Source organism: Bacillus sp. FSL L8-0528 (assembly GCF_038593085.1).
In the GTDB taxonomy this organism is placed as follows: Bacteria; Bacillota; Bacilli; order Bacillales; family Bacillaceae; genus Bacillus; species Bacillus paralicheniformis.
Genome location: NZ_CP151961.1, coordinates 1,471,480 through 1,486,502, shown reverse-complemented (window position 1 = coordinate 1,486,502; position 15,023 = coordinate 1,471,480). Strand labels below are relative to the sequence as shown.

Genomic DNA, 15,023 nt, shown 5'->3' with positions numbered 1-15,023 from the left:
AGTCTGTTTAGCTGCAATACAAAGCCGGCCTCGCATATATTCAGAAAAAAACTTCGGAGGCACACATGATGAGAGCACTAAATCAACTCGTTCGTTTTGGTTGGGAGCAGTCCTTGTCATGTTTATTTCCTGTCGTTATTTTTGCCTCTTTGGCAATTACACAAACCATCCCTCTTCCCTTCCTGCCGCGGTATGACTGGCTGCTCATCATCTGTGTTCTCATGCAATGGTGGATGGTGCGTTCCGGTCTTGAAACATGGGATGAATTAAAAGTGATCACATTGTTCCATATTATTGGACTAGCTCTTGAACTTTTCAAGGTGCAAATGGGCTCCTGGTCTTATCCGGAGGAAGGTTATTCCAAAATCTTTGGGGTGCCTTTATATAGCGGCTTTATGTATGCAAGTGTCGCCAGTTATCTTTGCCAGGCATGGAGGAGGCTTAAGGTTGAACTGGTTAAGTGGCCGCCGTTTTTCGTCGTTGTACCTCTTGCCGCTGCGATTTATTTGAATTTTTTCCTCCATCATTATTGGATTGACGTCCGCTTTTGGTTATCTGGACTTGTGATAATTGTTTTTTGGAAATCATGGGTCATATACGAGGTTAATGGAATTCATTACCGTATGCCGCTCGCACTTTCTTTTGTGCTCATCGGATTTTTTATATGGATAGCCGAAAATATCGCAACGTTTTTTGGAGCCTGGACATATCCAAACCAAACCAGTGCGTGGAGTCTCGTTCATGTAGGGAAAGTGAGTTCATGGCTCTTATTGGTGATTGTCAGCTTTCTAATCGTAGCCACGTTAAAACAGATTAAGGAGAAAGATTCCACTAGAGTGGATGCCGGTCAATTTTTATAAACTGTTTATTTTAAAGGGTTTCGAGGAGCTGTGGAGGCTGTTGCAGGCCAATAAAAAATAATCAATATTTTCTTTAAGCTGATCATTCACAAATCGAATTATTCCTTTATTAGGTCAGAAGACTTGATCACCAAGATTCATTTTCATGGAGAAAACGTTGAATCCTCTGTCCTCTTACGTATCCTATTAGTCGTAGATCGGTGGCGAATGGATTACGAAATAATCGGTGAAGGACGGAATTTACCTTCGAGAATGCTGCAGGTGTGGCATGAAAAAGAGAATATAGAATATCAGGCGCCTTAACAGGCGTCTTTTTGTATTGCTTTAATTGCGGCATACCGAAAATTTTTTCACTTTTCAACCTATTATCGCTCTGAGTATAGTAATATATTTACAAAAAGGAAATAAAAAGGGAGAGGTGGAAGTGAAACAGTTAATACCCTCGTCAAAAGTCGGAGTGAAAATCCACGAATGGTATAAAATGATAAGAGAGTTTAGCGTGCCAGATGCAGAGGCTTTAAAAGAAGAAGTAGAGAAGGACATTAATCAAATGGAAGAAGATCAGGACTTACTCCTTTACTATCAATTGATGTGTTTTAGGCATCAATTAATGTTAGAATATTTAGAACCCACTAAAAAAAGAAAGCATGGGAGTTCATTACTCGAATTGTTGGCCCAAATTGAGGAGCCTCGAAGAGATTTAAACGGACTCCTTAGTTATTACTCATTTTTCTTTAGGGGTATGTATGAATTTGAGAAAAAACAGTATATTAAAGCGATAGAGTTTTATCGAAACGCAGAAAAACAGTTGTCACTCATTACTGATGTTATAGAACAAGCCGAGTTTCACTTTAAAATGGCTGAAGCGTACTACATCATGAAACAGACGCATGTATCCATGTATCATATATTAAGAGCCTTTAAAATATATAATAATCACGAACTCTACAAAGTCCGTAAAATCCAATGTTTATTTGTAATCGCAGGTAACTATGACGATTTAATGTGCCACGACAAAGCCTTACCCCACCTGGAAAACGCACTCGAATTAGCGATAGAGATTAACAATAAAAGGCTCATTAGTTCTGCCTATTTTAATATAGCCGATTGTCATGAATGTATGGGGGACATCGATGCAGCAGTTGAATATGCTGAAAAAGCCGTAGAGATTAACCTAAAAGAAGAATATAACAACCTACCACAATCATTATATTACTTTACTCAACTTCTTTTTAAGCAGAAAAACTACGAGCGCGCAATCGAGATATTTCGTATTGGTAGACAAACAGCTCGAAAATTCAACGATACCCTGTTCACTTCTCTATTTGAATACCTTGAGGCGTTATATATCTATTCTGTGAATAAAGAAGAGATTTTAGAGGTATTTAAATACTTGGAGGAGAATAAAATATATGCATACATAGAAGAGCTTTCACTTGAAGTTTCCAACCAATACCTTGAAAGAAAAGACCACAGAAATTCGATCGAATTCCTTCAAAAAATGATGTATGCGCAAACACAAATTAAAAAAGGGGAGTGTGTCTATGAGTATTAAAAAGCTCGTTATTCCCATTTTAGCCGCCGCGTTATTAACGATGGGTATGAGCGTTGTTTCAGCAACCGACCAGTCTGACGGCGTATATCAAATCGCTACCCGTAAGCAAACGTAAGAAACGCCCCAAATGTGGGGCGCTTTTTATTTCTACGGTTTCTTAACGTTAAACATCGTGATTAACTTCTTATCAGCTGTCGGCAAGATTAACGTATTCCATTCCGACTCAGTGCCAACCTTCCTTTAAAAACCTCCACAAATTCTTCAACGCACCTCCCGTCTATAACGATCGATTGTTTTTTTCGTAAGCCCTCCAACATCTTCACGTTACATATTTGTTTGTATACGAATGAGACATGCTCTTGGCACTATGTCTTCGTCTCTGCTATATACCTCCCATCCCCTCCTCAAAGTCAGAATAACTAAATTTTTATGTTTAAAGAAAAAACAGAAAACATCCTTTTTAACATGAGGACAAAGCTACATTTTTTCACGAATAAATGAACAAACAAGACTAAAAACAGACAGAAACCATCTAAATACCGAACGCTAGAGCATTCGCAGTTAACGACGAACTGACAAGCGGAGACGTTAACGAGGCGAGTGACGGCGAAGTTTCCTCCTCTTTACCCTTCAATTAACAATTCGAATCGTATTTCATATATCCGGACTAGCATTCGACTAATACGCTTGGTAATTGTTCGTGGAAATTTCGAACAAAAAAGACGCGTAACAGTACGCGTCTCGGTCACACATCGCTCACAAACTTTCGCTTCATCATCACCGGTTATCAATCGTCTCCGGATACAGATCATGGTTCATCATCCGATACTCGGCCATTTTTTCATACTTTGTGCCGGGTTTGCCGTAGTTGGTGTACGGGTCAATTGAGATTCCGCCTCTCGGGGTGAATTTGCCCCAGACTTCGATGTAGCGCGGGTCCATCAGCTCAATTAAATCGTTCATGATGATGTTCATGCAGTCTTCGTGAAAATCGCCGTGATTTCGGAAACTGAAGAGATACAGTTTCAAAGACTTGCTTTCTACCATTTTTTTATCAGGGATGTAGCTGATATAGATCGTGGCAAAATCGGGCTGTCCGGTTTTCGGGCACAGGGATGTGAATTCAGGGCAGTTGAATTTCACGAAGTAGTCCCTGTTTTCGTGTTTATTCGGGAAAGACTCAAGCACTTCCGGAGAATAGTCAAACAAATAATTGGTGCCTTGATTTCCAAGAAGGGTTACGCCTTCGAGTTCTGAATCTTTTCTTGTGGTCATCATTCATCTTCCTTTCTTAAATCAAACGCCTCGTTTGTTACCCCAGATCAGGGTGTGGAGCTGCGGGAGAACGCGGACGCGGTTCAATTCAGGGTCGCGCGTGACCGCTTCTACCAGCTGTTCATACTTTTGAAGCAGCCGTTCGACGAGCCGCTCTTGGTCTTCTGTATGAACGTCGTCATTTCCGACTTGGAGAAAGAACGGGACATCGGGATAACGCTGGTGAACTTGCTTTGCAAATTGAAGATCTTCCCCCGTGAATATGACGACCTTCAAACTTGCCGCTGCCGCCCGGCCGTGCTCTTTCAGTTTTTCAACAATATGATCAAGCTTGTTAAAATCGGTTTTCATATTGGAGCTCGGCGGCTTTGGCGAAATTGTTAAATCATCGATTTCGGCAAACCAGTCTTGATAAAACGTCCCTTGCGTCTCAAGCGCTGTCCGTATACCGTTTTCTTTTAAAAGGGAAATCAATCCGTCCAGCTGTTTTAAAAGCGCCGGGTTGCCTCCTGAAATCGTAACGTGTGAGAAGGCGTTTCCGCCGATGTCTTTAAGAGATTCGTATACTTCTTCCGCGGTCATCCATTTGATGTCTTTTTTCGCCGAACCGTCCCAGGTAAAAGCTGAATCGCACCAGCTGCACGAATAGTCGCAGCCGGCTGTTCTGACAAACATCGTCTTTTGCCCGATGACCATCCCCTCTCCCTGAACCGTCGGACCGAAAATTTCAAGTACGGGAATCGGCTTAGCCATTGTGAACACCCGGTTTCGGACGGTAGACGACATAGCTTGTCGGCGTTTCCCTGACAAACACCTGAACGCAATGCGGACGGTTTTTGAGATCTTTCAAATAAGCCTCTGTTTTATCGTAAATCGTTTTCGCCACCACTTCTGTCGAGGGGATCTGATCCGCGCTTTCACCCGAAAATTCCTGATGGTCATTTAAAAGCGTATGATCGTATTCCCCGTGGATCAATTTTTTAATGGTGCTGAAGTTGACAAGGAATCCTGATTCATTCAATTCATCCCCGGCAATCGTGATATTGATTGTATACGTATGGCCGTGGACTCTGCTGCATGCGCCCGCATCCTCTCTCGGAATAAAATGCGCGGCTGACATCTGCATATCTTTATTTAGTTCAAAAGAGTAAGGATGGCTTGGTTGCGGGTAAATTTGTGTAAGCACTGTTAAGCTCGCTCCTTTTTCATTTTCATATATTCATTGTAGCCATTCGCCCGAAGCTTGCAGGCCGGGCATTCGCCGCAGCCGTCGGCAATGATTCCGTTGTAGCACGTCAGCGTCTCGTTTTTCACGAAATCAAGCGCATCAAGCTCATCGGCGAGCTCCCACGTTTCCGCCTTGTTCAGCCACATCAGCGGCGTGTGGATGACAAACGGGCGCTCCATCGCCAAGTTGACAGTGACATTGCAGGATTTGACGAACTCATCCCGGCAATCCGGATAGCCGCTGAAATCCGTCTCACATACGCCTGTTATGATGTGCCGCGCGCCGACCTGGTAGGCGAGGATCGAAGCGAACGATAAAAACACGAGGTTGCGTCCCGGAACAAAAGTGGACGGAAGTTCGCCTTCTTTCGCCTCAATCTCGATATCATCCCTTGTCAAAGCATTCGGCGCGAGCTGATTTAACAGTTCCATATCAAGAAGGTGATGCTTGACGCCAAGCTTTTCAGCGATCTTTTTCGCGACTTCGATTTCCTCCCGGTGCCGCTGATTATATTGGAAGGTGACCGCTTCCACCTCCTGAAATTGCCGAAGCGCCCATAAAAGGCAAGTCGTACTGTCCTGACCGCCGCTGAATACGACGATCGCTTTTTCCTGTTTCATAATTCCTCCTTCTCCGCTTTTCGTCAGCATTTCATAAAAGAAGAGATTCACTGATATTTAAACGAAAAAACACCTTTCTCTGTGAGAAAGGTGCTCTAGCAAAAAAACAATAAAAAAGGCCATACCCCAAGGATACAGCTTTCCTTAGTTTTTTATAGAGGGTTTTGCTAGAACCTCTCCCGCAGTTTCAAGCGGATTTTGTTTCAATTTTCCTTCGCCATCTTATCACAAATCGCACGTTTCGCCAAGTGAAATGCCTGCCATTCAACGCTCAGGCACCCTTTTGACGATCAAAAAGAATATAAAGACGAGGCTCAGCTGGCCGAACAAAGGATAAATGGTCGATATCAGCTTTCCGTAGCCGATTTGTCCCGTCAAGTAGATTGTCAGCAGGATGAACATAAATACATACAGGCTTTTCATATGAAGATATTCATTAATCTGCTTTTCAAGACCATATAAATTGCCGATGACCGATGTGAAGACTTCCCCGAAAATGATAAACAGATAGATGATATGGACAGAATGCTGGACAATGAATACGACCTGTGCCATCGGAACTTCGTATAAAAGGACATCAGGCAATGTTGAAAGAGACAGAAAGCTCGCGATCAACACAAGGGTAAGCAGACACCCTCCGATTAATGCTCCTTTTATAATGAGCCGCTCAGATTTCAGTTCAGAAGCGATCGGCACGAGAACCGCCTGTGCGAGCGACAAATTAAAAGCGCCGTACGAAACAGCGGATAAAATCCAATCGGGTTTTGCCGCCGAGAATGCCGCCAAATTGTGGATCTCCGGCCCTCTGAAAATAAACGAATCAAACAGGACGATGACTGTGAACAGGAGCAGCAGCGGAACGACAATGACATTGACGCCGAATATCCCTTTGACGCCCTTCATCATGACAAACAGACTCAAGGCAATCGTCGCAATCATCCCCGCTTGGTTTGAAAAGCCGAGCTGCTCCTCAAATATCGCCCCCGCTCCGGACAGCATGACAGACGTCACCCCGAGCAAAATCACGAGCATGAAGACATTGACAAATTTCCCGAGCGTATGGCCGAATAAATATTGATTCAGCTCCTGATAAGATTTGGCATTGATTCTGACCGCAATCAGCATCATTTTTGCGCCGAGAAATGTAAACATCAGTCCGCTGATCAAAATTCCGGCCAATCCCGGCCAGCCGAATCTTAAAAAAAACTCGACGATTTCTCTTCCGGTTGCAAATCCGGCTCCCACGACCGTTCCTACATAAACAAATGCCAGCTGAAAGGCTGATCCATGTGATTGACTCATACGACTCCTCCGTAAACGAATTCCCTTTCTACACCATATGAGCCATGTCCTTTAAAAAGAAGGACAACTTCTCATTCAGGAACAAAAAGGAAAAAGCATAGAACTTGAAAGTCAAAGAAGGTCAATGTATACTATTAGTCAGAAATGGTCAAACTGCAGACCATTTTTTCAAAGTCGATTGGTCAAAAAAGGTCAAATTCAATAAAGGGGGTTTTGGCAAATGCGTTGTCAACATTGTCAAAAAAATGAGGCGACGATTCGCCTGAACATGCAAATCAACTTTACAAAAAAACAAATGGATTTATGTGAAGACTGCTATAAAGAGCTGACTCAGCCTTCTATGTTTTCAGGAAATCAATTTTTTGGCGGCGGAGGTTCTTTCTTCAGCCAGCCATCACAAGCGCAGACGCAAACCGCTGCCAAAAAAGGCTTGCTCGATGAACTTGCCGTCAATTTAACGAATGCTGCAAAGACCGGTTTAATCGATCCGGTGATCGGCCGCGATGATGAAGTGGCCCGTGTGATCGAAATCTTAAACCGCAGAAATAAAAACAACCCTGTCTTAATCGGTGAACCGGGCGTCGGTAAAACGGCCGTCGCTGAAGGACTTGCTCTCAAAATCGCCGAAGGCGATGTTCCAAATAAATTGAAAAACAAAGAACTTTACTTGCTTGATGTCGCTTCCCTCGTAGCCAACACCGGCATCAGAGGACAATTTGAAGAAAGAATGAAACAGCTGATGAAAGAGCTGAAAGAACGCAAAAACGCGGTCTTGTTTATTGACGAAATTCACCTTCTTGTCGGAGCCGGCTCTGCCGAAGGCTCGATGGACGCCGGCAACATTTTAAAACCCGCGCTTGCCAGAGGCGAACTGCAAGTCATCGGCGCTACGACGTTGAAAGAATATCGCCAAATCGAAAAAGATGCAGCTTTAGAGCGGCGCTTCCAGCCGATCATGGTCCATGAACCGACAATTGAGCAGACGGCGGCGATTTTAAACGGGCTGAAAGAAAAATACGAAGCGTATCACGATGTAACTTACACAGATGATGCGATAAAAGCCTGCGTCGTTCTGTCTAGCCGCTATATTCAGGACCGTCATCTTCCCGATAAGGCGATCGACCTTTTGGATGAAGCCGGTTCAAAAGCGAACTTGAAAATCGACACGGTCAGCGGTGAACAAGCTTCCCAACGCCTGAAAGAAATCGAAGCGGAAAAAGCCAAAGCGCTGCAGGAAGAAAACTATGAGCTTGCAGCAAAGCTCCGCGACGAAGAAGAAGCGCTGCACAAACAAATGGAAAACCATGCAACAGAAAAACGGGCAACCGTTAAAGCGGAAGACATTCAGGCGATCATCGAACAAAAAACAGGCATTCCGGTCGGCAAGCTTCAGCACGACGATCAGAAGAAAATGAAAGAGCTTGAAACAAACCTTTCAAGCCGCGTGATCGGTCAACAAGAAGCGGTGAAAAAAGTGGCAAAAGCCGTCAAAAGAAGCCGCGCCGGCCTAAAATCAAAAAACAGGCCTGTCGGTTCATTCCTGTTCGTCGGCCCGACCGGCGTCGGTAAAACAGAACTTTCGAAAAGGCTTGCGGAAGAACTGTTCGGCACGAAGGATGCCATCATCCGCCTCGATATGAGCGAATACATGGAAAAACACGCCGTATCGAAGCTGATCGGTTCACCTCCTGGATATGTCGGCCACGAAGAAGCCGGACAGCTCACCGAAAAAGTCCGGAGGAACCCGTACAGCATCGTTTTGCTTGATGAAATCGAAAAAGCCCATCCCGATGTCCAGCACATGTTCCTGCAAATCATGGAAGACGGACGACTGACAGACAGCCAGGGACGGACGGTCAGCTTTAAAGATACCGTCATCATTATGACAAGCAATGCCGGAGTATCTGAAAAGCGGACAACCGTCGGTTTTAACCGGGAAGAACAAGTAATGGGCGAACAATCAATGATCGATTCCCTAAGCGGCTACTTTAAGCCGGAATTCCTGAACAGATTTGACAGCATCATCGAGTTCCAGCCGCTCGAAAAAGAAGATCTGGTCAAGATCGTCGCTCTCTTGCTGGAAGAGCTTGAAGAAACGTTAAAAGAGCAAAACATGACGCTTGAAGTTTCAGATAAAGCAAAAGAAAAAATCGCTGAAATCGGATACCATCCGGCCTTCGGCGCCCGCCCATTAAGACGAACCATTCAAACAGCAGTCGAAGATCAAATGACCGATCTGCTGCTTGAAGAAGAACACATCAAAGGTTTTGCGGTTATCGTTGAAAACGATGAAATCTTGGTGAAACCAACCGCATAACACACATAACGGCCTCCAATTGCGGAGGCCGCTTTACATACAACGTAAGAATCACAAAAATTCTATTTTTTAACATTAAATAACCCTAAAGTCCCTTTTCGCCATGATTTTGAAACAATTTAAGAAACACCCTAAAGTTCCTATCGCGCAACACCGATATTAACGATAGAAAAGTTAGTTAAAGGAATTGGTGAAAAAATGGACAAAACATCGTTAATTGGAATCATCTTAGCTATCATCGGAGTAGGTGTCGGCATGGTCATGAAAGGTGTCAGCCCTTCCGTTCTCGTCAATCCCGCGGCATGGCTGATCATCCTTGTCGGGACAATCGCAGCAGTTGTGATCGCTTTTCCAATCCGCGAGATCAAAAAAGTTCCCAAACTCTTCGGCATCTTGTTCAAAGAGAAGAAGATGATCGAAATCAACGAATTGATCCCGATGTTTTCCGAGTGGGCGCAAATCGCAAGACGCGAAGGACTTCTCGCTTTGGAAGCAAATTTAAATGAGATCGATGATGAATTTTTGAAAAACGGCATGAGCATGGCAGTAGACGGCCAAAGTGCCGAATTTATCAGGGACGTTTTAACTGAAGAAGTTGAAGCAATGGAAGAAAGGCATCAAGTCGGAGCGGGCATTTTTACCCAGGCGGGCACATACGCGCCGACACTCGGCGTTTTGGGCGCTGTTGTCGGACTGATCGCCGCGCTTGCGGATATGAGCGACACCGAAGCGCTTGGACATGCGATCAGCGCCGCTTTTGTCGCGACCCTTCTCGGGATCTTCACCGGATATGTACTATGGCATCCTTTTGCCAATAAATTAAAGCGGAAATCCAAACAGGAAGTCAAAGTCCGCGAAGTCATGATTGAAGGCATCCTTTCGATCTTGGAAGGCCAGGCGCCAAAAGTCATTGAACAAAAGCTTTTGATGTACGTCTCTCCAAGCGAACGCTCCAGCATCGTCATCCCAGAAGGAGACAAAGGAGACAGCAGCAATGGCTAGAAAAAAGAAGCACAAAAAAGACCATGAAGAACACGTGGATGAGTCTTGGCTCATCCCATATGCCGATCTGCTGACACTGCTATTGGCCTTGTTCATCGTACTGTTTGCCATGAGCTCGATCGACGCCAAGAAGTTCGATATGCTGTCTAAATCATTCAATGCCGTATTTACCGGCGGAACAGGAATGATGGATTATTCCAGCTTCACCGAGCCGAAAAATAGCACAACCGAAGATGGAAAAAGCCCTGACCAAGCAAAAGATCTCTCTCAAGATCAAAAAGAAAAAGACAAGCAGTCGCTGAAAAAAATTCAGGAGCAGGTCAACCGGTTTATTAAAGAGAAAAATCTTGAAAAACAGGTCAATACGAAGCTGACAGACGAAGGCCTCCTTCTTTCCATCGAGGATAATATCTTTTTTGATTCCGGAAAAGCGGAGATCCGCCAGCAGGACATTCCGCTGGCCAAGGAAGTATCCGACCTTCTCGTCTTGAATCCGCCCCGCAATATCGTAATCAGCGGACATACGGACAATGTGCCGATTCGAAATTCTCAATTTAAATCAAATTGGCATTTAAGTGTGATGCGGGCTGTTAATTTCATGGGGCTTTTAATCGAAAATCCCAAGCTTGACGCCAAAATATTCAGTGCGAAAGGCTACGGGGAATTTAAACCGATCGCTTCAAATGACACCGAAGAAGGAAGAAGGAAAAACAGACGTGTTGAAATCCTCATCCTGCCGATCGGCCAGGAAAACCTGAATAAAAAAGAATAGGAAGCTGCCTTTTGGCAGCTTCCTTATTCTTTGCCCTTATAAATATTTCTTGCGTTCAGTCCGACTTTTTTCAGCATTTCGATGCAGGCTTCTTTCTCCTCATCGCTTAACACGCTGATCATGTGGTGAAGCTCTTCTGCATGACCCGGAAAAATCTTCTCCAGGAGCTTGGTGCCTTTATCTGTAATTTGCGCGTAGGTCACCCTGCGGTCGGTCGCACAGGCTCTTCTCGCGATCAGCTCCTTTTGCTCAAGCTTGTCAACCACATATGTAATACTCCCGCTCGCCAGAAGAATCTTATCCCCTATTTGCTGAAGGGGCTGATCCCCTTTATGATAGAGGAGTTCTAAAACGGCAAACTCGGTTGGATTCAGACCATGATGATGAATATGTTTATTCATATGATCATTAATGGATCTGTACGCTCGAGATAATACAATAAATAATTTCAAGGACTGTTCCTGTTCTCTATTACTCATATCTCTCATCTCCAAAGAAACAACTACAGGAAAACATTAATAAACTATGAGGAAAATGTCAACTGTTAACATTCAAACCATGTTATGATGAGTAGGAATCGAACATCAAATAGATATATCCGGAAATTCCCCGGTATTGTGTCCTATTTTCACGGTATTGGTTATCTTTTCTATAAATCGGCTCTCACTAGTGATATAATACCCCTATTCCTGTATCGATTGGGAGAGAGTAAAAATATGCGCAATTTGAAAAATCTATGGAAGAAAGTCAGGCTTTATTTGATCTTGGTGATGATCCCCGCCTTCATTATAAGCTTTTTTGTATACGAACAAGAACGAGAAAATATCACTGAAAAGCACCGTCAGACTGCGACTCTCATGCTCAATATTCACCGCAACCAAATCAACTACCTGATCGGCGAAACAGAAGCAAGGCTCAGCTCCCTTGCCACGGCCCTCAACCACCCTGTTAATGAGCAGCATATCAAACGAATCCTGACGGAAACGTATAAAAAAGAACCGCGTTTTTCGGCTTTATACCTTTTAAATAAAGACGGCGATGTCATGGTGAGCACGTCCCCCGTCAAAGAAAAAAAGAAGGTTTCGTACAAGAGCATTCTGCAAAAAGCGGAAAAATCAAAAAAATCCGTGATCACAGACGATATACATACAGTGTCGGACAGGCTGGAGCTGAATATTTTTACTCCTGTCTATGACAGCGAAGGCAGAACGACAAATTTTCTGCTGGCTTCGATCCGCGTCGATTATCTGAAAAATATCATGAACGTCCTGAGCCCTGAGCTTTATATCAAAATTCTCAATCAGAAGAATCAGATTGTCTTTACGGCAGGCCATTCTCCTCCTGAGAAGCCGGACGGCGGCACCGTCGACGCTTTTTTGGATCAGATCGACTGGAAGCTTGAAGTTTATCCGGAACCGGTCCAGCTTGATGAAATCGTTCACAGTCTTCTGCTGTCATTTTTAAGTATTTTCATTCTGCTGAATATTATGTTCCTCATGCTCCAGTATGTGCTGCTGAAGCGGCGGACCAAGCAGGAGCGCGCCCAAAATGAAGCGCAGAAGCTCGAATTAATCGGCACCCTTGCAGCGAGCACCGCTCATGAAATCAGAAACCCGCTGACAGGTATCAGCGGCTTTATCCAGCTCCTGCAAAAAAAATATCAATCAAAAGAAGATCAAATGTATTTCTCAATCATCGACCAGGAAATCCGGAGGATCAACCAGATTGTCAGCGAGTTTCTCGTGCTCGGAAAGCCGACGGCAGAGCAGTGGCAGCTTAACGCCATGAACGAAATGATTGACGAAATCATGCCGATTATTCATTCTGAGGCAAATTTATATAATGTGGAAGTGGAATTTCAAGACTGCGGAGAAGACCCGGCTTATGTGTATTGTAAAAAAGATCATATTAAGCAGGTTGTCTTGAACGTCGCCAAAAATGCTCTTGAATCGATGAAAAACGGCGGAAAGCTGCTCATTCAAATCGAACATCATCAAGAGAAGGCGCAAATTATTGTGAAGGATATCGGAGAAGGCATTCCAAAAGAACTGATGGAGAGTATTTTCCAGCCTTTTGTCACGTCAAAGGAAAAAGGAACCGGACTCGGCCTTGTCGTGTGCAAGCGCATCATTTCCATGTACGGGGGAACCATTCAGATCGAAAGCGAACAGCATAAAGGAACGACTGTAACGATTACGCTGCCGACTTCAAAGGAACAGGTTGACTGAGGCTTCCCCGTTCCTGCAAAGAGCCTGCCTTCCACGGCAGCTCTTTTTCGTTCAGTCACTATGCCGTATATTTTTCAACGGTCAGACAGTCGATGCAGCCTAAAAAATCCTGAAGCAGATTGTCAGACGCGTTTTCATTCATAGACAGTTTTTGATATTCATAAATTAATTGATCCAGCTCCTGGCTCCGCCTGATCGTTTCATCCCCTGTAAATCCATAGATTTCAGCGGCTTCAACCATCATTTGCCGCTTCTTGCTGATAGAAACGAGCAATGCTTCTTTTTCAACATAACTTTGCATACGCTTCACCCCTTACCGACATATCGTTTCTTAGAACCATCCAGATTTTGCGTACTTGAGCATTATTACAGATTATACTTATTTTGTAAACCTATTTTTCAAAAAATTATTTTGAAATCGAGTATAATAGATTTGTGGAATTAAAGGTGTAATACCCATCGATGAAATACGGCAAACACCTTTAAAAGAGTTCATGCGGATAGAAGGAGGTCTAAATGATGAAAAAACCAGTGTCAAGGCTCCGAACCATCTTTGCCGTGAAAGAAGCCTATTCAGGCCTCTTATTGTTTTTCAAGGCATTTAGAGCCTGGAGAAAGGGAGACTTCCCCTTATTCCCGAAAAAAACGATTTTACTGGCCGCGCTGGCATTGATTTATGTGCTGTCTCCGGTCGATTTGATTCCCGATGTTCTCGCAGGTGTCGGCTGGCTTGATGACGCGGCTGTGCTCGCTTTTCTATTCAGGCAAATCACTAAAGAGCTGGACGGATTTGAAATACATCTAACGGAAGGAATACACGGCAATGGCAAACAATAATATTCTCGGTATCAATCATCTCTTGTTTTCGGTCTCTGACCTGTCCGTCTCTATTTCATTCTATGAAAAGGTGTTTGATGCGAAGTGGCTCGTAAAGGCCGAGAAAACCGCTTATTTTGACCTGAACGGCATCTGGCTCGCATTAAACGAAGAGAAAGACATTAAGAGACAGGAAATCCACGACTCTTACACCCATATCGCCTTTTCGATTCAACAGGAAGATTTGCCGTTCTGGGAAAAGAAATTACGCGATTTAGGTGTAAACGTGCTAAAGGGCAGAAAACGGCATGAAGGCGACAAAGATTCAATTTATTTCTCAGATCCGGACGGCCATAAGTTCGAGCTTCACACCGGCTCTGTGTTTGACCGTCTTCAATACTATCAAAATGAAAAACAGCATCTCTCCTTTCATGAAGGCCACATCAAGGCCCTTTATGACAGAAACAAATAAAAAAGCGTCCACGCGGACGCTTTTTCATTATCGGCTCACACTCTCTTTCTCATAAATCGGCACCCATCCCTCTGTCGTCACAAAGATTCTGACAGCCACGACTTTTCGGTCTTCCTGAAGCGTGAAATAATGGCGGGTGTTTTCAGGAACGGAGATCAAATCTCCCGGATTTAAGAGGACATCAAAAAATGTGCCGTCTTTTCCTTCGATCGCAAAGATGCCGTGGCCGCTGACGATAAATCTGACTTCATCGTCTGTATGATGATGTTCCTGTTTGAAATTTTTCAAGAGCTCATCGAGTTTCGGATTTTGGTCGGAAAGCGAGATGACATCGCTCGCTTTATAGCCGCGGCGTTTTGAAATGTCTTTTATTTCAGCGGCAAAGACGTCTAAAATCTCCTGTTTCTCTTCATCGGTCAAATCGAATTTTTCTTTTAAGCCGGCCGGCAGCTTTGTGATATCCCACTTTTCATAAATGACCTCCTGCCGCTTTAGAAATTGTTCTACTTCTTCCTGGTTTTCAATGCTCGTGTTTTGTTCATCATGGATCCGAATTGTCGCCATGCTTTCTCCCCC

General features: G+C 44.0%; 17 protein-coding genes and 1 riboswitch. Of the genes, 9 read left to right on the top strand and 8 right to left on the bottom strand.

The window, feature by feature from the left end; genetic code table 11:
- The first annotated feature begins 68 nt into the window (after window positions 1–68).
- From MHI30_RS07570 to MHI30_RS07560, 3 genes are all read left to right on the top strand, one after another.
- Window positions 69–860, top strand: a complete 792-nt coding sequence (locus tag MHI30_RS07570; RefSeq protein ID WP_075753125.1) for a DUF817 domain-containing protein — start codon at window positions 69–71, stop codon at window positions 858–860.
- A 424-nt stretch (window positions 861–1,284) separates the two neighbouring features.
- Window positions 1,285–2,415: a tetratricopeptide repeat protein gene (locus tag MHI30_RS07565; protein ID WP_081379904.1), complete on the top strand. Its 1,131-nt coding sequence runs from the start codon at window positions 1,285–1,287 to the stop codon at window positions 2,413–2,415.
- Window positions 2,405–2,530 (top strand): hypothetical protein, encoded by a 126-nt coding sequence (locus MHI30_RS07560; protein WP_256700671.1) that lies wholly within the window; start codon window positions 2,405–2,407, stop codon window positions 2,528–2,530. The genes MHI30_RS07565 and MHI30_RS07560 overlap by 11 nt, the downstream gene beginning before the upstream one ends.
- A 662-nt stretch (window positions 2,531–3,192) precedes the next feature.
- Here MHI30_RS07560 and queF read toward each other — a convergent pair.
- From queF to MHI30_RS07535, 5 genes are all read right to left on the bottom strand, one after another.
- Window positions 3,193–3,690, bottom strand: a complete 498-nt coding sequence (queF, locus tag MHI30_RS07555; RefSeq protein ID WP_009328607.1) for a preQ(1) synthase — start codon at window positions 3,688–3,690, stop codon at window positions 3,193–3,195.
- A 21-nt stretch (window positions 3,691–3,711) separates the two neighbouring features.
- On the bottom strand, window positions 3,712–4,443 hold the full coding sequence (gene queE, locus MHI30_RS07550; RefSeq protein WP_075753127.1) for a 7-carboxy-7-deazaguanine synthase QueE: 732 nt from the start codon (window positions 4,441–4,443) through the stop codon (window positions 3,712–3,714).
- A complete protein-coding gene (queD, locus tag MHI30_RS07545) occupies window positions 4,436–4,876 on the bottom strand; it encodes a 6-carboxytetrahydropterin synthase QueD (protein WP_020451153.1) in 441 nt (146 codons plus the stop codon). Before queD ends, queE begins: the two co-directional genes overlap by 8 nt.
- Before the next feature lie 2 nt (window positions 4,877–4,878).
- Window positions 4,879–5,538: a 7-cyano-7-deazaguanine synthase QueC gene (gene queC, locus MHI30_RS07540; protein WP_020451152.1), complete on the bottom strand. Its 660-nt coding sequence runs from the start codon at window positions 5,536–5,538 to the stop codon at window positions 4,879–4,881.
- 138 nt (window positions 5,539–5,676) lie between these two features.
- A riboswitch (PreQ1 riboswitch) is annotated at window positions 5,677–5,721 on the bottom strand.
- 81 nt (window positions 5,722–5,802) lie between these two features.
- Window positions 5,803–6,840 (bottom strand): transporter YkvI, encoded by a 1,038-nt coding sequence (locus MHI30_RS07535; RefSeq protein WP_020451151.1) that lies wholly within the window; start codon window positions 6,838–6,840, stop codon window positions 5,803–5,805.
- 220 nt (window positions 6,841–7,060) lie between these two features.
- On the opposite strand from MHI30_RS07535, the gene MHI30_RS07530 reads away from it, so the two are divergent.
- The 3 genes from MHI30_RS07530 (at window position 7,061) to motB (ending at window position 10,931) form a co-directional block, all read left to right on the top strand.
- Window positions 7,061–9,157 carry an ATP-dependent Clp protease ATP-binding subunit gene (locus MHI30_RS07530; protein WP_075753129.1) on the top strand — a complete coding sequence of 699 codons (2,097 nt, stop codon included), beginning with the start codon at window positions 7,061–7,063 and terminating at the stop codon, window positions 9,155–9,157.
- Between the two features lie 198 nt (window positions 9,158–9,355).
- A complete protein-coding gene (motA, locus tag MHI30_RS07525) occupies window positions 9,356–10,159 on the top strand; it encodes a flagellar motor stator protein MotA (protein ID WP_020451149.1) in 804 nt (267 codons plus the stop codon).
- Entirely contained in the window at window positions 10,152–10,931 is a 780-nt protein-coding gene (gene motB / locus MHI30_RS07520; RefSeq protein WP_075753131.1) for a flagellar motor protein MotB, read from the top strand. The genes motA and motB overlap by 8 nt, the downstream gene beginning before the upstream one ends.
- A 23-nt stretch (window positions 10,932–10,954) precedes the next feature.
- On the opposite strand, the gene MHI30_RS07515 is transcribed toward motB, so the two are convergent.
- Window positions 10,955–11,410: a MarR family transcriptional regulator gene (locus MHI30_RS07515; RefSeq protein ID WP_020451147.1), complete on the bottom strand. Its 456-nt coding sequence runs from the start codon at window positions 11,408–11,410 to the stop codon at window positions 10,955–10,957.
- Between the two features lie 237 nt (window positions 11,411–11,647).
- Here MHI30_RS07515 and MHI30_RS07510 point away from each other — a divergent pair, with 237 nt between their 5' ends.
- On the top strand, window positions 11,648–13,159 hold the full coding sequence (locus tag MHI30_RS07510; protein ID WP_075753133.1) for a PAS domain-containing sensor histidine kinase: 1,512 nt from the start codon (window positions 11,648–11,650) through the stop codon (window positions 13,157–13,159).
- A gap of 58 nt (window positions 13,160–13,217) precedes the next feature.
- On the opposite strand, the gene MHI30_RS07505 is transcribed toward MHI30_RS07510, so the two are convergent.
- Window positions 13,218–13,460, bottom strand: a complete 243-nt coding sequence (locus tag MHI30_RS07505) for an aspartyl-phosphate phosphatase Spo0E family protein (RefSeq protein ID WP_075753135.1) — start codon at window positions 13,458–13,460, stop codon at window positions 13,218–13,220.
- A 215-nt stretch (window positions 13,461–13,675) separates the two neighbouring features.
- On the opposite strand from MHI30_RS07505, the gene MHI30_RS07500 reads away from it, so the two are divergent.
- Together MHI30_RS07500 and fosB are read left to right on the top strand one after the other, a co-directional pair.
- Window positions 13,676–13,996 carry a YkvA family protein gene (locus MHI30_RS07500; RefSeq protein WP_075753137.1) on the top strand — a complete coding sequence of 107 codons (321 nt, stop codon included), beginning with the start codon at window positions 13,676–13,678 and terminating at the stop codon, window positions 13,994–13,996.
- On the top strand, window positions 13,983–14,447 hold the full coding sequence (gene fosB / locus MHI30_RS07495) for a metallothiol transferase FosB (protein WP_020451143.1): 465 nt from the start codon (window positions 13,983–13,985) through the stop codon (window positions 14,445–14,447). The genes MHI30_RS07500 and fosB overlap by 14 nt, the downstream gene beginning before the upstream one ends.
- A 27-nt stretch (window positions 14,448–14,474) precedes the next feature.
- Here fosB and MHI30_RS07490 read toward each other — a convergent pair whose 3' ends face one another.
- The gene (locus MHI30_RS07490; protein WP_075753139.1) at window positions 14,475–15,011 is read right to left on the bottom strand and encodes a cupin domain-containing protein; all 537 of its coding nucleotides are present in this window, start codon (window positions 15,009–15,011) and stop codon (window positions 14,475–14,477) included.
- Window positions 15,012–15,023 lie beyond the last annotated feature (12 nt).